This is a genomic window from Superficieibacter sp. HKU1 (assembly GCF_029319185.1).
GTDB lineage: Bacteria > Pseudomonadota > Gammaproteobacteria > Enterobacterales > Enterobacteriaceae > Superficieibacter.
Genome location: NZ_CP119754.1, coordinates 2292692 through 2312354 on the forward strand (window position 1 = coordinate 2292692; position 19663 = coordinate 2312354).

Here is a 19663-nt window from a genome sequence, read left to right on the forward strand (position 1 = left end):
GAGGAGCGGGAAGATGATTCCCGCCTGTCGTTAAAAATTAAGGGCGTTTACCAAATTCACAGGTGAGCTGTGTCCAGTGGCGGGTCTGTTCGCTGATGCTAAAACCAAGGCCGTGACGCTCTGAGATCCACATTCTTCCGTCGCGTAACTCCAGTTGCTCATTAAATAGCGGGTTCAGCCACTCGAAATGCTCCAGCCACGGCTCCAGCGGGTAGGCGGCGGAGAGATGCAGGTGGACTTCCATCGCGAAGTGGGGAGCCAGCTTGCGACCATGTTTAGCGGCGAGATCCATAATCTTCAGGAACGGCGAGATACCGCCGACGCGCGGGGCGTCTGGCTGAACGTAATCGCTGGCGTTGCCGAGGATCAACTGCTCGTGCTCACGGAAGCTGGTCAGCATTTCCCCGGTGGCAATCGGCGTATCCAGGGCGGCAGCCAGCTGCGCGTGACCTTCAACATCGTAAGCGTCCAGCGGCTCTTCGATCCAGACCAGATTAAACGGCTCCATTTTGCGGCCCATGCGGATCGCCGTTTCACGATCCCACTGCTGGTTAGCATCAACCATTAACGGGAAATCATCTCCCAGCGCGTCGCGTACCGCCGTCAGGCGACGGATATCTTCTGCCGTGTTTGGCTGACCCACTTTAATTTTGATGCCGCCGATGCCATTTTCCTGGGAGATCACCACGTTTTTCAGCACCTGATCCAGCGGCGTATGCAGAAAACCGCCGGAGGTGTTGTAGCACTGAACGGAGTCGCGGTGTGCGCCAAGCAGTTTTGCCAGCGGCAGTCCGGCACGTTTGGCTTTCATATCCCACAGGGCAATATCGATAGGGGAGATGGCCTGTACCGCCATGCCGCTGCGGCCTACGGATGCGCCAGCCCACAGCAGTTTGGTGTAGATTTTGTCGATGTCGTTAGGATCTTCGCCCAGCAGGTTATCGGCAATTTCTTTAGCGTGCGCATAAATCCCCTGGCCGCCCGCCCGTTTTGAATAGCTGAAGCCGACGCCTTCAAAGCCGTCGCGGCTGCGGATTTCGGCAATGATGATTGCCACTTCCGTCAGCGGTTTCTGGCGTCCGGTCAGCACTTTTGCGTCGCTGACCGGCGTTGCCAGCGGCAGGAATGCCAGCGACAGTTTTACCCATTCTATACGGTCGCCGGTTTCAGCGGCGGTTTTGACACCCGACACGCGGGCATAGGAGACTGCATCGGAATTGGCACTTGCGGTCATTTTTTTCTCCTGGTGAATTAAAATGTTTGCGCTAACATTTCTATCTCTGGCGGAAGAAGGTTGCCAGCATTATGCTGCGTTTATGTACAACCGATCACAAATGACGGTGAAAAAGGCGCAATTTTTATAATCACGATCACATTCCGAACCTCTCTGGGAAAATGCCCAATCAATAATGATAGCGATAACATTTTCCGGGGATGTAAACAGGTAACAGGTTGATTTGCGGCTAAAAATCGGGCGGTGTCTGGCAATGGGACGGAGCATCATGAATAATGCCGTGATGATAACAACAATCCTCAAAAGGGCTTTGTGGTGAAAAGTTCGAAACTGACGCGCGCGCCGACGCTCGACGATGTTGCCCGCACGGCGGGGTTATCCTCAATGACGGTCAGCCGGGCGCTGAATACGCCGCATCTGGTACGTCCGAAAACGGTGGAAAAGGTCCTGCAGGCGGTGCGGGTTACCGGCTATATTCCCAATGCGCTGGCGGGGGGGCTGGCCTCCCGGCGCAGCAGGCTGATTGCCGTGGTGGTGCCGCAAATCAACAATAATATGTTTGTCGATACCATTCAGACGCTGAGTGACGAACTGGCGTTACGCGGGTATCACATGCTGTTGTGCGTGGCGGGTTATACGCAGCAAACAGAGTCCGAGCTGGTGTCGACACTATTATCCCGTCGACCGGATGGCGTGGTGCTGACCGGTATTCATCATTCGCCGGAGCTGAAGAAGATCATTCTTAACGCGGCCATTCCGGTGGTGGAGATCTGGGATCTCACGCCAACGCCGCTGGATATGCTGGTGGGGTTTTCTCACGAGAAGATTGGCATCGCCACCGGAGAATATCTTTACCATAAAGGCTATCGTCGGCCTGGATTATTGTGGGCCGGTGACCAGCGCGCCACGCAGCGTAAACGCGGGCTGTGCGAGGTGCTGAACCGCTACGGCATCGGCGAGCCGGGGCAGGTTGATGTCCCGCTGCCTGCGTCACTGGCGCTGGGCCGCAGTGGGCTGACGCAGCTACTGGCGCAGGATGACTATGACGTCATTGTCTGTAGTTCGGATACCCTCGCACAGGGGGCAATTATGGAAGCGGAAAGCCGGGGTATGAGCGTGCCTGGCCATTTGGCGGTGATTGGCTTTGGCGATTTAGACTTTGCGGCCAGTAACCGTCCGGCGATCACCACGATCAGCGTGGATCGTCGGGCGATTGGCTGTCGCGCCGCCACGCTGCTGGCCGACCGTATTGAAGGCGTTGAGCAGCAAGAAAGTATTGTGGATATCGGCTTTCATCTGATCGAGCGCGAGTCGGCGTAATGATAAATCGCCGCGGATTTTTTATGCTAGCGTTAAGGTCCATTACCAAAGGAGAAGACTATGCCGCACATTGATATCAAATGCTTTCCCCGCGATTTGAACGACGAGCAGAAATCGGCGCTGGTCGCCGATATCACCGAAGTGATTATTCGTCATCTGCAAAGTAAAGAGCAGTCGATCTCGGTGGCACTTAATGAAGTTGAACAAGAAAAATGGCAGCAGGTCTGGGACAGTGAAATTGCCCCGCACATGGACGAGTTGATTAAAAAACCGGGCTACAGTATGTGACCATAGTGCCCGGTGTTTGCATCTGCGCCGTCCCCCGGCTGCCCGGTGGCGCTGCGCTTACCGGGCCTACGATTTTGGTGTAAATCGCTGATATCATGAATTTTGTAGGCCGGGTAAGGCGAAGCCGCCACCCGGCAGCGCGGCCCTTCGGCTCCCACAGTAAATCGCCATCAAACTGTCATTTAACCGTCACGCACTCCCCCTATAGTCATCGCCAGATAAAGTCCCAAAGAGGATAACAATATGATGGCTCCCCTGTGTTTCTCACAGGTGAGTGTGGCCCGGCGGGTGTTGACCGCAGGGATTATCACGCTGTCCGTGACGGGAGGGCGCTGATGCACGCATTCACCTCAATCTCTCTGCGAGGCGTTTCGTTTGCCTTCGGCACGCAAACCGTGCTCAATCAGATCGACCTGCATATTGAACCTGGCAGCATTGTGGCGCTACTTGGCCCTTCCGGCTGCGGCAAAAGCACGCTTTTACGTTTACTGGCCGGACTTACGCAGCCCGCCGACGGCGAAATCTTCTTCGGCGAACGGCGGGTGGCGAAACAGGGATGGTCGCTACCTCCGGAAGCGCGGGATATCGGCATGGTGTTCCAGGACTATGCCCTGTGGCCGCACATGACGGTGGCACAGAATGTCGCCTTTCCGCTGCGCATGCGCGGTGTGCCGCGAGCAGAACGCGAACGTCGGGTTGAGCTGGCATTACAGCGCGTAGGGCTGGCAGCCTTTGCCGGGCGGAAACCTGCCGGGCTGTCGGGCGGTCAACAACAGCGGGTGGCGCTGGCAAGAGCGATCGTTGCTGAACCGCGCGTGCTGCTGTTTGACGAACCGCTTTCCAATCTCGACAGCGAACTCCGCGAGTCGCTGTGTCGGGAAATGAGCCAGCTATTGCGCCAGTTGGGTACCACGGCGGTTTACGTTACCCACGATCGTCGTGAAGCAGAGCTGCTGGCCGATCGCATCGTGCATCTTTCAGGCGGCAGCATTGCCGCCATTCGTTTTGTTACTTCATCCTCAGGGGAAGCCGTATGACATCCGTACTGTCCGTTAAGAAAGGAGTTGCGCTAGCCATTATGTTGTCATCTGCCATGATTTCCAGCGCTCATGCGCTGACGGTGTATACCGCCGGACCAGGCACGCTGGCGAAAAATCTTGCCAGCGGTTACGAAAAGAAAACCGGCGTGAAGGTGAATATTTTCCAGGCCACCACCGGTAAAGTGATGGCCCGGCTGGAAGCGGAACAGGCCAATCCGCAGGCCGATATTCTGATTTCGGCCTCATGGGATACGGCGGAAGATTTGCATCAGCGCGGCTGGCTGCTGCCCTATCAGAGCGCCAGTGCCGCTAACGTGCCGGCTAATCTTAAATCGGCTGATTTTATCGCCCAGGGCGTGTCGGCGCTGGGCATCGTCTGGAATAGCAAGAGCGGTACACCCGAGCCAAAAGAGTGGCAGGATCTGACCGGTCCGGCATTCAAAGATAAGGTTACGACGCCGGATCCGGCGCTGTCGGGGGCCTCGCTGGATCTGCTGATCGGTCTGCAAAACGGCATGGGTGAAAACGCCTGGAGCCTGTTTGACGCGCTGAAAAACAACGGCATGGTGGTCAGCGGGCCGAATGCGCAGGCGGTAACGCCGGTCATGCAGGGAGCAAAAGCGGCGGTCTTTGGCGCAGTGGATTATGTCTCCTATGGCAATATCAGTCAGGGTGAATCGCTGAAAGTGATTTTCCCGGCCAGCGGAACGGTGATTGCACCGCGCCCGATGATGATCCTCAAAACCAGTAAACAGGTGAATGAGGCCAAAGGCTTCATTGATTATGTGCTGTCACCGGAAGGACAGACGCTGGTGGCAGAGGCCTGGCTGATGCCTGCCCGCAGCGATGTGAAAGCAAAACGCCCGCTACTGGATGAACTGAAAATCCTGCCGACCACCAGTGACGGCAGCAGTGAACGTAGCCGCGTTCTCACCCGCTTTAATAAACTCTTCGTGCAATAACGCTATCGGCGGGGGAAACCCCGCCTGCAGGACAGACTCGTGAAACAAAAACTCATTCCGGCCTTTACGCTGGCGATGCTCGTGCTGCTGGTCGCCTTACCGCTGCTGTTTATTATTTTGCAGGCTATCTTTCCCCATTTCAGCAGCGGTGCCTGGCAGGATGCCTTTGCGGGCGTTTCCCCACTGCTGGATGACCCACAGCTGCCCGCCATGCTGGGTGGAACGCTGATGATTGCGGTCGGAGTGGCGATATTGAGTGCCTTCATTGGCCTGCCGCTGGGCGTAGCTCGCGGCGTGTTCAGGTTACCGCTGGCGAAACTATGGGATGTTTTATTTTTAATCCCGTTTCTGACGCCGCCGTATATTGCCGCGCTCTCGTGGATGCTGGTGCTGCAAACGCAGGGTTATCTTCAGCAGTTTACCGGCATTAACCTTAACGATCTGCTGTTCAGCCGCAGCGGGATTATTCTGGTGATGACGCTGAATATTTTTCCGGTGGTCTATTTTGCCGTGTCGCGCAGCTTGCTGGCCAGCGGACAGCGTCTGGCGCTGGTGGGGCGGGTGCACGGCGCTACCGCGTGGCGGGCTTTCTGGCATATTACCTTACCGATGGTATCTCCGGCGCTGGCGGCGGGGATGCTGCTCGCCTTTACACTTGCCATTGAAGAGTATGGGGTGCCTGCCGCACTCGGTTCACGGGCAGGCGTGGTGATGCTCACGGTCGGCATTGAGAAAAAACTGGCGGACTGGCCCATCGATCTTCCCGGCGCGTCCTTGCTGTCGCTGGTGTTAATCGCCGTGGCACTGGGCGGCTGGTGGCTTCAACGTCGGCTGGTGGGTGATAAAGATGTGACCAGTATTACCGGCAAACCTGCGGAAAACCGCGGTGCGCATCCGGGCGGGTTTTTGATCCCGATTATCATTGCCATGAGTCTGGTTGCGCTACTTGCTGTAGGTTTACCGGGAATGTCGATGGCACTGACGGGCATGATGTCCACATTGTCCGGCGGCGTCTCCCTGGATAACGTGACGTTGTCACACTATGCGGCATTATTCAGCCAGCAGGGCGATGCGCTTTCGGCCCTCGGTACCAGTTTGTCGCTGGCATTTTGCGCGGCGCTGGTGACCGGGCTGGTAGGGCTGCTGGCCGCCTGGCTGGTGGTGGTACAGAAGATCAAAGGGCGCAGCCTGATTGATGCGCTTTCACTGATGCCTGCCGCACTTCCGGGAATCGTTGTTGGCGTGGGGCTGATCCTGCTCTGGAACCGGGCTTTCTGGCCCGTTTCCCCCTACAACACCTGGGCGATTTTGCTGTTATCGTATTGCTGCCTGCTGTTGCCGTGGCCGGTACGCTATGTCGGCAGCGCGCTGCGCCAGCTGGGTGGCAATCTGGAGCCCGCGGCGCGGGTGCACGGCGCGTCTTCGCTGCAGGCGCTGCGGTTAATTGTCCTGCCGCTGGTATTTCCGGCGATGCTGGCCGCCATGCTGATGGTATTTGCTATCGCCTCACGCGAGCTGGTGACGTCACTGCTGCTTGCGCCTGCGGGAACGCAGACGGTGGCGGTGTTTATCTGGCGGCAGTTCGAGCAGGGTTCTCCCGGTCAGGGAATGGCGATGGCGTCGCTCACCCTGGTCACCGGGCTGGGGTTAATGTCTGGCGCAATGGCGTTGATGCAGTGCGCAGAGCGACCTGCGATCGCACAAATTCGCCGCCATAAAAAATAATCCAGGGTATAAAGGAATAAACGTTTTTTGCCGGAGCCTTTCATGACCCCGTTTTTGCACGCGTATTTATCCCGACTGGCGTGGGAAGAAGTTCCTGACGTTACTATTGAAACGCTGCGGGCAGTGCATTTGCAGCATAACTGTACCATTCCCTTTGAAAATCTTGATGTGCTTCTGCCGGGCGAGATCCTGCTCGATGAGCAATCGCTGGAAGATAAACTGGTCACCGCCAGGCGGGGTGGCTACTGTTTCGAACAAAACGGCCTGTTAGAGCGGGCGCTGGCGGACATTGGCTTTCGTGTGCGCAGCCTGCTCGGACGAGTGGTGCTGGCTAATCCGCCGCAAATGCCGCCGCGCACCCACCGGTTATTGCTGGTGGAGCTGGAGGGCGAATTATGGATTGCCGATGTTGGCTTTGGCAGCCAGACCCTGACCGCGCCAGTCCGCCTGCTGGCGGATATAGAGCAAATCACGCCGCACGGTCGTTACCGGTTACAGCAGGACGGAAGCGACTGGATTTTACAGTTCTGGCACCATGAGCGCTGGCAGTCGATGTATCGTTTCGATCTTACCGAGTGCTATCTTGCAGACTTTATGATGGGCAATTTCTGGTCCGCCCACTGGCCGCAATCGCATTTTTTGCATCACCTGCTGATGTGCCGTCATCTACCGGATGGCGGCAAGCTGACGCTGACCAATTTCCATTTTACCCACTGGCAGCACGATCGCGCCGTCGAGCAATTCACGCTGCCGGATGTCGCGGCCCTGTATGAAACCGTGCAGACACGTTTTGGGCTGGGGGTGAGCGATCACCGCTACGGTTTTAGCCTCGATGCGCTGGCCGCGGTGATGGCCGGATTTGATACTCATCCGCAGGCCGGGAAGTAGTTTTTCTCACGGTTAACGCTGGAGTCACTCCCCGCCCGGGGAGTGACATTACATGGCTATAGCAACCCTTTTTGCGCGAAAGTGATCCTGGTGGCGTCGTTAAGGTCCATCGCTTTGATCATGTCAGGGGATACCCAGGCGATCTCCTGAAATTCCTCGTTGAAGGTAATGGTCCGGTTGGCACTGAGGCAGTCAAAGATAAGATAAATCATGTAAATCTCTTCGCAGGTGCCATCCGCATACTGTTTGATGAGGATATCGTCCCGGAAAGCCCAGGGTTTAACCTCCACAATCTCCAGCGCATCGCCCAGCTCTTCCCGAATTTCTCGCCTGAGAGCTTCCTCCATGGTTTCGCCCGGCTCCATTCCTCCGCCGGGCAAGGCCCATTGACCGGGAAACACGCCGCGGTCGTCAGCCATTTTACATAGCAAATAGTGCCCGTCGTTTTGAATAACCGGGCAGGTAATTATTCTCTGGCGCATCTTATCTCCGTAATATTAACAGTCCATAAGCGGGTTATTTGCTAAGGATACGCCTCTTTAGAGCAGAAAGATTATCTATCCCAGCTCCAGCGTAATCATTTTTGCCAGATGGCGTTCAAAGGCCGTTTGATCGAGGCTTGCCATCCCCAGAACGGCGATACCGTCCAGGCCGCAGACCAGCGAAATCAGCCGCCAGGCAATATTTTCAGGGCTGTCGGAGAGGGTAAATTCACCCGCCTGACAGCCCTGATGAATAATCTTCACCGTTTCGTCGTGCCACATTTCCATCGTCAGGATGTAGGCACCTTTGATGTCGTCATCTTTGGCCGCGAGGATCTGCGCTTCCCGCCACAGGCGAATGTATTTTTCGAACCGTTCATCATTACTGCCGAGCATCATGTGCAGCTGCTGATGCCAGTCAGCCTGCCCATGCAGGATGTCCACATCAAGCAGCGCGCGGATCACGCGGATAAAGGCCAGCGATTTCAGTTCCGCGCCGGAGGTGAAATGATGGTGTACCTGACCGGTTGCTACGCCTGCTTCGCTGGCAATACGCCGGACGGTCATGGCGGTAAAGCCGTCATCCAGCGCCACGCGCATCGCGGCCTGCAAAATATGCTCCCGGCGTTCTTCGCGATTGAGATAGCTCATTGCCTTCTTTTTCCTCAATAAATCCTCTGTAGTAGAGAATATCAAAAAAGCTGGACAAGTGTTCAACTTTCCGTAGGATCGGCGAAGTTGGACATTAGTCCAGTTTTGAAATGAGGATGTTTTTATGTCTCGTCAATGGCTGACGTTAGTGATTATCGTGCTGGTTTATATTCCGGTGGCGATTGATGCCACGGTACTGCATGTCGCCGCGCCGACCCTGAGCGTGACGCTGGGCGCGAGCGGTAATCAACTGCTGTGGATCATTGATATTTACTCGCTGGTGATGGCAGGGCTGGTATTGCCGATGGGCGCGCTGGGCGACCGCATCGGCTATAAGCGGCTGTTAATGCTGGGTAGCGCACTATTTGGCGTGGCGTCGATGCTGGCGGCGATTGCGCATAGTGCAGAGTGGCTCATTATGACCCGCGTGTTACTGGCGGGGGGCGCGGCGATGATCCTCCCGGCGACGCTTGCCGGGATCCGCACCACCTTTACTCAGGTACGTGAGCGCAATATCGCGCTGGGGATCTGGACCGCCGTCGGCTCAGGCGGTGCGGCATTTGGTCCGCTCATTGGCGGCATGGTGCTGGCGCAGTTCCACTGGAGTGCGATCTTCCTGATAAACGTGCCCATTGTCCTGATCGTGCTGCTGTTGGGCGCGTATTTGTTGCCGCGTCAGGCCGGGCGTCGGGAACAGCCGCTGGATCTGGCGCATGCGCTGGTGCTGATTACGGCGATCCTGCTGCTGGTCTATGGCATTAAAACCGGCATGAAAGGGCAGCTTGCCGTCGGTATCGTGCTGGCAATTTTGTTGGCGGGCGCGGCGCTACTGGCCGTTTTTATTCGTCTGCAGTTACGGGCGGTACGACCGATGATTGACCTGAGCCTGTTTACGCACCGCATTATTTTAAGCGGGGTGGTCATGGCGATGACGGCGATGATAACGCTGGTGGGATTTGAATTACTGATGGCGCAGGAGCTGCAGTTTGTCCACGGGATGACGCCGTTTGCCGCCGGATTATTTATGCTGCCGGTCATGGTGGCGAGTGGTTTCAGCGGACCTGTTGCTGGTGTGCTGGTGTCACGCCTGGGATTACGTTATGTGGCGACGGGGGGCATGACGCTCAGCGCGCTGAGTTTTCTCGGGTTGTCGATGACCAGCTTTAGCGCGCAGCCCTGGCAGGCATGGTGCCTGATGGCGCTGCTGGGATCCAGCGCCGCCAGCGCCTTACTGGCCTCGACGGCAGCGATTATGGCGGCGGCACCGAAAGAAAAAGCCGCGGCGGCAGGGGCAATTGAGACGATGGCTTATGAGCTCGGGGCCGGGCTGGGCATTGCGCTCTTCGGCGTGATCTTAAGCCGCAGCTATGCCGGGTCCGTCACGCTGCCCGGTGGCTTAACGCCGGAGCAGGCCGGGCAGGCAACGTCTTCCATTGCCGAAGCAATCCAGGTTGCCGGGACGCTGGATGACGGTATGGCGCAGGCGCTGATCGCTGCGGCGAGAGAGGCATTCATTACTTCACATAGCGTGGCGTTGTACTCTGCCGGTGGCATGCTGCTCTTACTGGCCGCCGGGATCTGGTTTGGTCTGGCAAACGCACCAAAAACGCCCGCCTAACGCTGGCGGGTGGCATACCAGCTTAGCAGGGAGCCTGCGCAGACCATGCAGGCTCCCTGCCAGAAAGCCCATGACAGGGACGCATTAAGCAACAGGGCGGCCAGGGCCGAGGAGAGCACCGGGGTAAAATAGGACGCGGTCGCCAGAATGGTCACATTACCGTGAAGGATGCCGACGTTCCATGCGGCATAGCCAAAACCCAACGCCAGGGCAACCAGGCCGAGCCTGAGCGTTACCGGCCAGCTAAAGAGCATCGGCGGCTGTTCAGAAAGCACATATTTTAACCACAAGGTTACGGCGGTGAGTAAAATAAACAGCGTGATCCCGTTGTTCCCCCGGGCATATTTACGGGTTACGGTACAGTAAGCGGCCCAGATAATCGCGCCGCAAAACGCCAGAATATAGCTCAGCGGACTGGATTTAACGTTGCTGACTATATCATCAATGCTGAATCCGTTATCGCCACCCAATACCCAGCCGACGCCGATAATACACAACAACAGGCCGGGGATTATCCATCCATTTGTGCGCTGGCCGTTAAACAGAATAGCAAACAAAATAGTCAGCCCAGGCCAGAGATAATTAACCATTCCCGCTTCAATCGCCTGGTGGCGTGTGGCGGCATACCCCAGCGACAGCGCAAGGCAAATTTCATAGCACACGAACAGCACGCTACCCGCGATAAGATAGCGCCGGGGGAAACGGCGGATATCGGGAAAACCAACGGTAACCAGCAGTAAAAGCCCGCTGAGGCTGTAAATCATCGCCGCACCGCCTACGGGACCGAGACCCTCACTGACTCCCCGAATAAGCCCGACCATTGTACTCCACAGGATAATAGCCATCAGTCCGATAAGCGTTGCGCGTTGTTTTGTCATGGTCAGTCAATATGCCCAATAAAATGCCAAACGGCAGTTATACCATTTTTGTTCCATCGTGCCGAATTAATCACCAGCATTATTACTTCCAAAGGATTAATAAAACTCGCTCGCCACGACTATTAAGAGGGCGTCAACGGGCGTAATTGATTTGACGCAAAAAATTCAGGGGCTTTGCTGTTAGTTTCCGTGCCGCATGACATTTCAGAATAATGAGGAAGGCAATGAACGTCAGTCGCAGAAAGTTTTTTAAAATCTGCGCGGGCGGTATGGCCGGGACGACGGCAGCGGCGCTGGGGTTCATCCCCAAAATGGCGCTGGCTCAGGCGCGAAATTATAAATTGCTGCGCGCGAAAGAGATCCGTAATTCCTGCACATACTGCTCCGTGGGGTGTGGGCTATTAATGTACAGCCTCGGTGATGGGGCAAAAAATGCGAAACAAGCGATTTATCATATTGAAGGCGACCCGGACCATCCGGTCAGCCGCGGGGCGCTGTGTCCGAAAGGCGCGGGCCTGCTGGACTATGTTCATAGCGATAATCGCCTGCGTTATCCCGAGTATCGTGCCCCGGGTTCCGACAAATGGCAGCGTATCAGCTGGAACGACGCGTTCGATCGCATTGCCCGCCTGATGAAGGCCGACCGCGACGCCCATTTTATTGAGAAAAACGAACAGGGTGTTACGGTTAATCGCTGGTTGTCCACCGGCATGCTGTGCGCATCGGCCGCCAGTAATGAAACGGGTATGCTGACGCAAAAATTTGTCCGCTCGCTGGGGATACTGGCAGTTGATAACCAGGCACGCGTCTGACACGGACCAACGGTAGCAAGTCTTGCTCCAACATTTGGTCGCGGTGCGATGACGAACCACTGGGTTGATATCAAAAACGCCAACGTGGTGATGGTGATGGGCGGTAATGCCGCCGAAGCGCATCCGGTGGGATTCCGCTGGGCGATGGAAGCCAAAAATAATAACGACGCGCTGCTGATCGTGGTCGATCCACGCTTTACGCGTACGGCGTCGGTAGCAGATATCTATGCACCCATTCGTTCCGGCACGGACATCACGTTCCTGTCCGGCGTCCTGTTGTACCTGATCCAGCATCAAAAAATAAATGCTGAGTACGTTAAGCACTATACCAACGCCGGTTTGCTGGTGCGGGATGACTTTAGTTTTGATGACGGCTTATTCAGCGGTTACGACGCGCAAAAGCGTCAGTACGATAAATCTTCATGGAACTATCAGTTCGACGAAAACGGCTATGCCCGTCGCGATGACACACTGACTCACCCGCGCTGCGTCTGGAACCTGCTGAAACAGCACGTTTCCCGCTATACGCCGGAGGTGGTGGAGAATATCTGCGGTACGCCAAAAGCGGATTTCCTCAAAGTGTGTGAAGCGCTGGCCTCAACCAGTGCGCCTGACCGGACCACCACCTTCCTGTACGCGCTGGGCTGGACCCAACATACCGTGGGCGCGCAGAACATCCGTACCATGGCGATGATCCAGCTGCTGCTGGGGAATATGGGCATGGCGGGCGGCGGGGTCAATGCGCTGCGCGGTCACTCCAACATTCAGGGGTTAACCGACTTAGGGTTGCTCTCTACCAGTTTGCCGGGCTATCTGATGCTGCCGTCGGAGAAACAACCCGATCTGCAAACCTATCTCGCGGCCAGCACGCCGAAAGCGACGCTGCCGGACCAGGTGAACTACTGGAGCAACTATCCGAAGTTTTTCGTCAGCCTGATGAAATCCTTTTACGGCGAGGCGGCGCAGGCGGAAAACAGCTGGGGCTTTGACTGGCTGCCGAAGTGGGATCAGTCCTATGACGTTATTAAGTATTTCAACATGATGCACAAAGGGAAAGTGACAGGCTATATCTGCCAGGGCTTTAACCCGGTCGCCTCGTTTCCGGATAAGAACAAGGTGGTGCAGTCGCTCAGCAAGCTGAAATACATGGTTGTCGTCGATCCGCTGGTGACCGAGACATCAACGTTCTGGCAAAACCACGGCGAAATGAACGATGTGGACACGGCGTCTATACAGACCGAAGTGTTCCGCCTGCCGTCAACCTGCTTTGCGGAAGAGGATGGCTCGATTGCCAATTCCGGACGCTGGTTGCAATGGCACTGGAAAGGGCAGGACGCGCCGGGTGAAGCCCTGAACGACGGTGAGATCCTGGCAGGCATTTATCATCGCCTGCGCGATTTGTACCGCCGCGAAGGTGGGCCGGGCGCGGAGCCGCTGCTGAAAATGGCGTGGGACTATGTGCAGCCGGATCGTCCGCAGTCTGAAGAGGTCGCGAAGGAGAATAACGGCGTCGCGCTGGCCGATCTCTATGATGCCAGCGGCGCGCTGGTGGCGAAAAAAGGCCAGTTGCTCAACAGCTTTGCGCTGCTACGCGATGATGGCACCACCGCATCTTCTTGCTGGATCTACAGCGGCAGCTGGACGGAGCAGGGTAACCAGATGGCGAACCGCGATAACGCCGATCCGTCCGGGCTGGGAAATACCCCCGGCTGGGCGTGGGCGTGGCCGCTGAACCGACGCGTGCTCTATAACCGCGCCTCGGCGGATATCCACGGTAAGCCCTGGGACCCGAAACGGACGCTGATTGCCTGGAACGGTACTCAGTGGAGCGGTAACGATATTCCTGATTTTAATACCGCGCCGCCGGGGAGCAGCACCGGGCCGTTTATTATGCAGCCGGAAGGGCTGGGGAGGCTGTTTGCCCTCGATAAGCTGGCGGAAGGACCGTTCCCGGAGCATTACGAACCGATGGAGACTCCGCTGGGCACCAACCCGCTACACCCGAACGTGGTTTCCAGCCCGGTCGTGCGCCTGTATGACGACGATGCGCAGCGGCTGGGTAAGAAAGATAATTTCCCGTATGTCGGGACCACGTATCGCCTTACCGAGCACTTCCATACCTGGACTAAACATGCCCGGCTAAACGCCATCGCGCAGCCGCAGCAGTTTGTTGAGATCAGCAAAGGGCTGGCCGCCGCAAAAGGAATACTGAATGGCGATCGCGTGACGGTGAGTAGTCAGCGCGGCTTCATTCGCGCGGTGGCGGTGGTTACCCGCCGTTTGCAGACCCTGCAGGTGAACGGCCAGCAGGTCGAGACCGTCGGCATTCCGCTGCACTGGGGGTTTGAAGGCGTGGCGCAGAAAGGCTATATCGCTAATACGTTGACGCCTAACGTCGGCGATGCCAACTCGCAGACGCCGGAATACAAAGCATTTTTAGTTAACATCGAGAAGGCGTAAGGGAGCGAACCATGACGATGGAAACACAGGACATTATCAAACGCTCCGCCACCAATCCGGTTACGCCGCCTCCTCAGGTACGTGATTATAAGCTGGAAGTGGCCAAGCTTATCGATGTCTCTTCCTGCGTGGGCTGTAAAGCCTGCCAGGTGGCCTGCTCGGAGTGGAATGATATCCGTGATGAGGTAGGGCACTGCGTCGGGGTTTACGATAATCCCGCCGATCTGAGCGCTACGTCATGGACGGTAATGCGCTTTAGTGAGACCGACGAGAATGGCCGACTGGAATGGCTGATCCGCAAGGACGGCTGTATGCACTGCGCGGACCCTGGCTGTCTGAAAGCCTGTCCCTCTGCGGGAGCCATTATTCAGTATGCCAACGGTATTGTTGATTTTCAGTCAGAGCATTGTATCGGTTGCGGCTACTGCATTGCCGGTTGTCCGTTTAACGTGCCGCGACTGAATAAGGACGATAATCGGGTCTATAAATGCACGCTGTGTGTGGATCGCGTAAGCGTCGGGCAGGAGCCCGCCTGCGTGAAAACCTGTCCCACCGAGGCGATTCACTTTGGCACCAAGCAGGAGATGCTGGAAGTGGCGGCAGAACGGGTCGGGAAACTCCAGGCGCGCGGCTATCAGCATGCGGGCGTGTATAACCCGGCGGGCGTGGGCGGTACGCATGTAATGTACGTCCTGCATCATGCTGACCGACCGCAGCTCTATCATGTTTTAGCGAAAGATCCGCATATCGATAGCGCCGTTTCGCTATGGAAAGGCGTACTGAAGCCGCTCGCCGCAATAGGCTTTGTCGCCACCTTTGCAGGTCTGATCTATCACTACATTGGCATTGGCCCGAATAAAGAGGTCGATGATGAGGAGGACCATCATGAGTAAAATGATCGTGCGTACCACCTTTATCGACCGGGCCTGTCACTGGACGGTGGTGATCTGCTTCTTTCTGGTAGCGCTGTCGGGGATTTCGTTTTTCTTCCCGACGCTTCAGTGGCTGACGGAAACCTTCGGCACCCCCCAGATGGGGCGCATTCTGCACCCATTCTTCGGGGTGGTGATTTTTATTGCGCTGATGTTTATGTTCGTGCGCTTTGTGCATCATAACATCCCGGATAAGCAGGATATTCCGTGGGTAAAGGGGATTGTCGAGGTTCTGAAGGGGAATGAGCATAAGGTCGCGCGGGTTGGGAAATACAACGCCGGGCAGAAAATGATGTTCTGGAGCATTATGAGCATGATTTTTGTGCTGCTGGTGACGGGCGTGATTATCTGGCGTCCTTATTTTGCGCATTACTTCCCGATTCAGGTGATCCGCTACAGCCTGCTGCTGCACGCGACGTCGGCGATTATTCTGATCCACGCCATCCTTATTCATATGTATATGGCGTTCTGGGTGAAAGGCTCCATCAAAGGCATGGTGGAAGGGAAAGTCAGCCGTCGCTGGGCGAAAAAACACCACCCGCGCTGGTATCGGGATGTGGAACGACTGGAAGCCAAAAAAGAGAGTCGCGAGGGAATGTGATTTCACGCCGGCCCCTTCGCGGGGCCGGGGATTAGTCGAGGAATAGCGTTGGGGATACACCAAACCGTGCAGCAAGTTTTTTTATGTGTGCGAGGGTAAGTTGGCGTTCACCGTTTAATACGCGCGATACCATAGATTTGCTGCCGATTTCATCTTTAAAATCTGAAAGCGTCAGATTATGTTGGTCGATGAGGATCCGTAGCGTAGCGAGTGCGGAAGGGGCTTCAGCGCTCGCTTTTCTGAATGCAGCCACTTCAGGTAATGTTGCTTCATATGCCGCAATTTTTGCGGCTACCAACTCAAGCAGCGGGTTTTCCGGGTCGTGCAGGAGCCAATATTCAACCAGACTCAGAGCATTATCATAGTCCTCACATCGTGTACTACCGACCAGGAGGGGGATTGCTCGTTTTATTGCTTCTGCTGCTTTTAATGCTTCTTCTACAGCCATTTGGTTTTTCCTTTAGTGCGGCACTTCATCACAAATTCATCGTACTCTTTATGTGTGTAAACATGTCGAACATAAAATTTCTGTGTCCTGAAGAAGATAATTGCAATGACTCGTAGCCTGTTTCTTGCTATATCAATAACATAGTACTTATCAATATATTTAATATTATCCAGAGTGGGATAAATTTGCCGTAATGAATCAGGGCCAGGGAAATACCCTTTAGCAATAATCTTTCCCATTGCGATCAACTCATCTCTGAACTGTGGGTACTTCTCTGCCGCAAGGGCAAGTTTCTTTTGTGAAATTACATGCATATGACCTTCCGTTGCCATTGTGTCAACACTATACGCGTAGTGCAGCATAATTACACGCTTTTCTTCAGGCAATAGAGGCCTGTTAAAGTCTGAAAGCGCCTCGCAATATTTGATTTTTTCAGGTTAATTTTTGCTGGTGGCTACCTTGTTAGTTACAACATACTTATAGCTTTCTGAGGTTAATAAATGTAACGCTGTACCCTAACGTGGCCAGCTTTACAGGATGAGCAGGCCACCCCCAAACAAAAACACCACCTTCCGGAGAAGATGGTGTCTGGGATCACATCAATGGAGGCGCTATTCGCTACGACGCTTACGCCCCGTCGCGTGGGTATGAGAAACCGGGGTTTCGCTATCACCTTCGATGACGACTTTTTTCTGATTTGAGACCCGGTAATCGAGTCCAAGGATGTGACGTGCCTGACGGTTCGATTTCATTCTTACTCCTTAATCCTGTTTTACTGGTTTCAAGGACAAGCCCGGCAGGTGCCGGACGAAACGTTACCCTAAAGGGCAGCTTGCGAGGCGAGCTGACTGTTAAGCATTGACCAAACCGGGGCATTTTGCAATTAACGGGAGGCTTTTAGGAACACTCTCTTTTTGCCGCAAACTTCCAGTCGCGTCCTATACTTGATGACTCAACAGCAAAAAGGAGTCAATTATGACGATTCATAAGAAAGGTCAGGCACACTGGGAAGGGGATATCAAAAGTGGTAAAGGTACCGTCTCGACAGAGAGTGGTGTCCTCAGCCAAAGTCCTTATGGTTTCAATACCCGTTTCGAGGGTGAGAAAGGAACCAACCCTGAAGAATTAATTGGCGCAGCACACGCCGCCTGCTTTTCAATGGCGCTTTCACTGATGTTGGGCGAACAGGGCTATACCGCGACTTCCATCGATACCGTTGCAGATGTCTCTCTTGATAAAAAAGACGGTGGTTTTGCGATTACCAAAGTTGCTCTGCAAAGCAAGGTTTCCGTGCCGCAGATTGAACAGTCTGCCTTTGACGCAATCATCCAGAAAGCCAAGGCGGGTTGCCCGGTTTCACAGCTGCTGAATGCTGACATTACTCTGGATTACCAGTTAAACGCGTAATCCTCTTTCGCCCGCGTCCTGCGGGCGAATCATTTATCCCTCTTTAAACATTTCGCTTTCTTTGTGCATACCTAATGCCAGCGTTTGCGATGGATCGAAAAGTGAAAAACTCTCCACCTGTTCAAGCAAGATCACCTTGCGAAAATCCAGTGCTGATTGCGGTTCTGACGTCAGGGTAATCTCATGTCTGGCGTACCAGGCGCTGTAATTATGCTCGACGGTGAACTCAAACGTTTCGCTATTACGATAGCCGCTCAGCATCGGCACAATCACAATATTACTGGCGTTACTGGCATCAAAAGTCGCGGCATGGACCATGCCTATATAGATCCGATGGGATTTCAGGGTAAGCCAGACCAGTTGACCACTCTCCATACACTGATAAAGCAGCCCTTCAAGACTGTTTGCGCTAGCCAGTTCTTTATACAGCGATAGCCGTCCTTTGCTATCCAGTCGGGCGCTCATGGCCCAGTTGGAACGGTAGAGACAAAAGAAAATTGCGAAGGCCAGCATGATCACGACCGGAGCCTGAATGCCTAAAAAACTCCAGTTCATAAACACCATTTGCAGGCGATGTTCTTCAGGTCCAAACCAGACGGGGAGGGCGTTCATCGTGACAGAGGCGATCAGTAAAATCAGCCACAGGATGCCGGTGGCAATAATACCCTGCAAAACGAAAATACAGCCATAGAGCGCGACCAGAAAATAAACATCCCAGCCAAAGGTGCGTTTGAATTTAAAACGGGTGGAGAGATCCCGGCTGCTATACCAGTATCCACACACCATCAGTACCATAAATATAGCCGTTCCCATCTCAGGCCCTTTTCAGTGCGTTAACGTGGCGATCAAAATCATCCTGTACAGCGCGGCAATGAACGTTGACCGTAGCATTGCCATCGTCATCCACCAGGATGCGTTCGCCATCTTCAATAGATTCTTCGATATCGTGATGATTAATGACCTGCAAAAATTTCTCGGGGCTGGTAAAAAGTGAACGGAACCATCGCATAGTAAAACCTCCTGCACCCAGTATAGGAACTCCGGACAAAACAGGCGGGTTTTTCATGGGTTAGCGGATAAATCTGAGTGCGCCGTGCCTGCGGAGTGTGGCACACCATTTTTTACTTCAACGGGCTTAAGCTGGACGGCGGTGCCTTGTTGCCAGGCGTCTGCACCTTCCGCAACGGGGTGCGCCCGAAGCATTTTCCGTGATTCACGTATCTGGTTTGTATCAATATCGAAACGACGATCGCGATCGGCCAGCAGTTGCGGTTTGAGCTGCCCATCGGCGGTAAAGCCCATCATTAATGCAGGTGCCCCCAGCGGCAGCGTTTTATCACGGTCGGTGTGCCAGGTATGCCAGGTTTTTCCGTAGGTATTCACGATTTTATTCATCAGAGGATTTTCAGCGGCTTCAGGTAAGCCGGGGGCGACCAGACTTCCTGACATCACCTCATACCGATGACTATGCCAGTAACGCTTTTCCTCTGCGGGTAACGTCTTGAAAAGTCGCTCACTGATAATGTATTCAACGCCCATTAATTTTGCATCGCGGGTATTGCCATCATAAATTACCGCCTGCATCACATCCTCATTGAGGACAGTGACATAGTGATGCGCCTCCATCTGGCCTTTTTGCTCTCCACTGTAAAAATGGAAACCATCCAGATAGGCGCTGATCGCCTCAATGGGGGGACGTGACTGGATCACCGTCGCTCCCGTAGCGAGCACCTTCATTTTGGCGGAGGTTTCCTCTCCTGTTGCCTTGACCGGGGAAGGGGAATTGGATGCACCACAGCCAGTTAATATTACTGAGGTACACATTATCCAGTGGGAGAGTTTCATTGATTAATCACCTTTTTACTAATTGGTTTAATAACCGTAGTGCAGAAAGGCTTAACCATAATAACTTTGCCA

General features: G+C 54.8%; 21 protein-coding genes. 11 read left to right on the forward strand and 10 right to left on the reverse strand.

Annotation, left to right across the window (positions count from 1 at the left end):
* Nucleotides 1-37: 37 nt before the first annotated feature.
* On the reverse strand, nucleotides 38-1234 hold the full coding sequence (locus P0H77_RS10910; protein ID WP_276164899.1) for an L-talarate/galactarate dehydratase: 1197 nt from the start codon (nucleotides 1232-1234) through the stop codon (nucleotides 38-40).
* Nucleotides 1235-1549: 315 nt separating this feature from the next.
* On the opposite strand from P0H77_RS10910, the gene P0H77_RS10915 reads away from it, so the two are divergent.
* The 6 genes from P0H77_RS10915 (at nucleotide 1550) to nhoA (ending at nucleotide 7457) form a co-directional block, all read left to right on the forward strand.
* Entirely contained in the window at nucleotides 1550-2554 is a 1005-nt protein-coding gene (locus P0H77_RS10915; protein WP_276164900.1) for a LacI family DNA-binding transcriptional regulator, read from the forward strand.
* A 60-nt stretch (nucleotides 2555-2614) separates the two neighbouring features.
* Nucleotides 2615-2842, forward strand: a complete 228-nt coding sequence (gene pptA, locus P0H77_RS10920; protein ID WP_276164901.1) for a tautomerase PptA — start codon at nucleotides 2615-2617, stop codon at nucleotides 2840-2842.
* A 335-nt stretch (nucleotides 2843-3177) separates the two neighbouring features.
* Nucleotides 3178-3879, forward strand: a complete 702-nt coding sequence (locus P0H77_RS10925) for an ABC transporter ATP-binding protein (protein WP_276164902.1) — start codon at nucleotides 3178-3180, stop codon at nucleotides 3877-3879.
* Nucleotides 3876-4844, forward strand: a complete 969-nt coding sequence (locus tag P0H77_RS10930; protein WP_276164903.1) for an ABC transporter substrate-binding protein — start codon at nucleotides 3876-3878, stop codon at nucleotides 4842-4844. The genes P0H77_RS10925 and P0H77_RS10930 overlap by 4 nt, the downstream gene beginning before the upstream one ends.
* Nucleotides 4845-4919: 75 nt before the next feature.
* Nucleotides 4920-6569 carry an iron ABC transporter permease gene (locus tag P0H77_RS10935; protein WP_276165106.1) on the forward strand — a complete coding sequence of 550 codons (1650 nt, stop codon included), beginning with the start codon at nucleotides 4920-4922 and terminating at the stop codon, nucleotides 6567-6569.
* A gap of 42 nt (nucleotides 6570-6611) precedes the next feature.
* Complete coding sequence (gene nhoA / locus P0H77_RS10940) at nucleotides 6612-7457, forward strand: N-hydroxyarylamine O-acetyltransferase (RefSeq protein WP_276164904.1); 846 nt, start codon at nucleotides 6612-6614, stop codon at nucleotides 7455-7457.
* A 56-nt stretch (nucleotides 7458-7513) separates the two neighbouring features.
* Here nhoA and nudI read toward each other — a convergent pair whose 3' ends face one another.
* Both nudI and P0H77_RS10950 read right to left on the reverse strand, forming a co-directional pair.
* Nucleotides 7514-7939 carry a nucleoside triphosphatase NudI gene (gene nudI / locus P0H77_RS10945; protein WP_276164905.1) on the reverse strand — a complete coding sequence of 142 codons (426 nt, stop codon included), beginning with the start codon at nucleotides 7937-7939 and terminating at the stop codon, nucleotides 7514-7516.
* Between the two features lie 75 nt (nucleotides 7940-8014).
* A complete protein-coding gene (locus P0H77_RS10950) occupies nucleotides 8015-8590 on the reverse strand; it encodes a TetR family transcriptional regulator (RefSeq protein WP_276164906.1) in 576 nt (191 codons plus the stop codon).
* A gap of 124 nt (nucleotides 8591-8714) precedes the next feature.
* Between P0H77_RS10950 and P0H77_RS10955 the strand changes: the two genes are divergently transcribed.
* Complete coding sequence (locus P0H77_RS10955) at nucleotides 8715-10208, forward strand: SmvA family efflux MFS transporter (RefSeq protein WP_276164907.1); 1494 nt, start codon at nucleotides 8715-8717, stop codon at nucleotides 10206-10208.
* Here the strand turns inward: P0H77_RS10955 and yddG are convergent.
* Nucleotides 10205-11086, reverse strand: a complete 882-nt coding sequence (gene yddG / locus P0H77_RS10960) for an aromatic amino acid DMT transporter YddG (protein ID WP_276164908.1) — start codon at nucleotides 11084-11086, stop codon at nucleotides 10205-10207. The two genes, P0H77_RS10955 and yddG, sit on opposite strands and share 4 nt — an antisense overlap.
* A 224-nt stretch (nucleotides 11087-11310) precedes the next feature.
* Between yddG and fdnG the strand changes: the two genes are divergently transcribed.
* The 3 genes from fdnG to fdnI are packed head-to-tail and all read left to right on the forward strand — an operon-like array spanning nucleotide 11311 to nucleotide 15891.
* Nucleotides 11311-14358 (forward strand): formate dehydrogenase-N subunit alpha, encoded by a 3048-nt coding sequence (gene fdnG / locus P0H77_RS10965; protein WP_276164909.1) that lies wholly within the window; start codon nucleotides 11311-11313, stop codon nucleotides 14356-14358.
* An 11-nt stretch (nucleotides 14359-14369) separates the two neighbouring features.
* Nucleotides 14370-15251, forward strand: a complete 882-nt coding sequence (fdxH, locus tag P0H77_RS10970) for a formate dehydrogenase subunit beta (protein ID WP_276164910.1) — start codon at nucleotides 14370-14372, stop codon at nucleotides 15249-15251.
* Nucleotides 15244-15891 carry a formate dehydrogenase-N subunit gamma gene (gene fdnI, locus P0H77_RS10975; protein ID WP_276164911.1) on the forward strand — a complete coding sequence of 216 codons (648 nt, stop codon included), beginning with the start codon at nucleotides 15244-15246 and terminating at the stop codon, nucleotides 15889-15891. Before fdxH ends, fdnI begins: the two co-directional genes overlap by 8 nt.
* Nucleotides 15892-15922: 31 nt before the next feature.
* Here fdnI and P0H77_RS10980 read toward each other — a convergent pair whose 3' ends face one another.
* The 3 genes from P0H77_RS10980 to sra form a co-directional block, all read right to left on the reverse strand.
* Nucleotides 15923-16339: a helix-turn-helix domain-containing protein gene (locus tag P0H77_RS10980; RefSeq protein ID WP_276164912.1), complete on the reverse strand. Its 417-nt coding sequence runs from the start codon at nucleotides 16337-16339 to the stop codon at nucleotides 15923-15925.
* Nucleotides 16330-16653 carry a type II toxin-antitoxin system HigB family toxin gene (locus P0H77_RS10985; protein WP_276164913.1) on the reverse strand — a complete coding sequence of 108 codons (324 nt, stop codon included), beginning with the start codon at nucleotides 16651-16653 and terminating at the stop codon, nucleotides 16330-16332. Before P0H77_RS10985 ends, P0H77_RS10980 begins: the two co-directional genes overlap by 10 nt.
* A 297-nt stretch (nucleotides 16654-16950) precedes the next feature.
* Nucleotides 16951-17091 carry a stationary-phase-induced ribosome-associated protein gene (gene sra, locus P0H77_RS10990; protein WP_276164914.1) on the reverse strand — a complete coding sequence of 47 codons (141 nt, stop codon included), beginning with the start codon at nucleotides 17089-17091 and terminating at the stop codon, nucleotides 16951-16953.
* Nucleotides 17092-17314: 223 nt separating this feature from the next.
* Here sra and P0H77_RS10995 point away from each other — a divergent pair, with 223 nt between their 5' ends.
* Nucleotides 17315-17746, forward strand: a complete 432-nt coding sequence (locus tag P0H77_RS10995) for an OsmC family protein (RefSeq protein ID WP_276164915.1) — start codon at nucleotides 17315-17317, stop codon at nucleotides 17744-17746.
* Between the two features lie 33 nt (nucleotides 17747-17779).
* On the opposite strand, the gene P0H77_RS11000 is transcribed toward P0H77_RS10995, so the two are convergent.
* The 3 genes from P0H77_RS11000 to P0H77_RS11010 are packed head-to-tail and all read right to left on the reverse strand — an operon-like array spanning nucleotide 17780 to nucleotide 19591.
* Nucleotides 17780-18559 (reverse strand): hypothetical protein, encoded by a 780-nt coding sequence (locus P0H77_RS11000; protein WP_276164916.1) that lies wholly within the window; start codon nucleotides 18557-18559, stop codon nucleotides 17780-17782.
* A 1-nt stretch (nucleotide 18560) separates the two neighbouring features.
* Nucleotides 18561-18755 (reverse strand): hypothetical protein, encoded by a 195-nt coding sequence (locus P0H77_RS11005; RefSeq protein WP_276164917.1) that lies wholly within the window; start codon nucleotides 18753-18755, stop codon nucleotides 18561-18563.
* Nucleotides 18756-18808: 53 nt separating this feature from the next.
* A complete protein-coding gene (locus P0H77_RS11010) occupies nucleotides 18809-19591 on the reverse strand; it encodes an OBAP family protein (protein ID WP_276164918.1) in 783 nt (260 codons plus the stop codon).
* Nucleotides 19592-19663 lie beyond the last annotated feature (72 nt).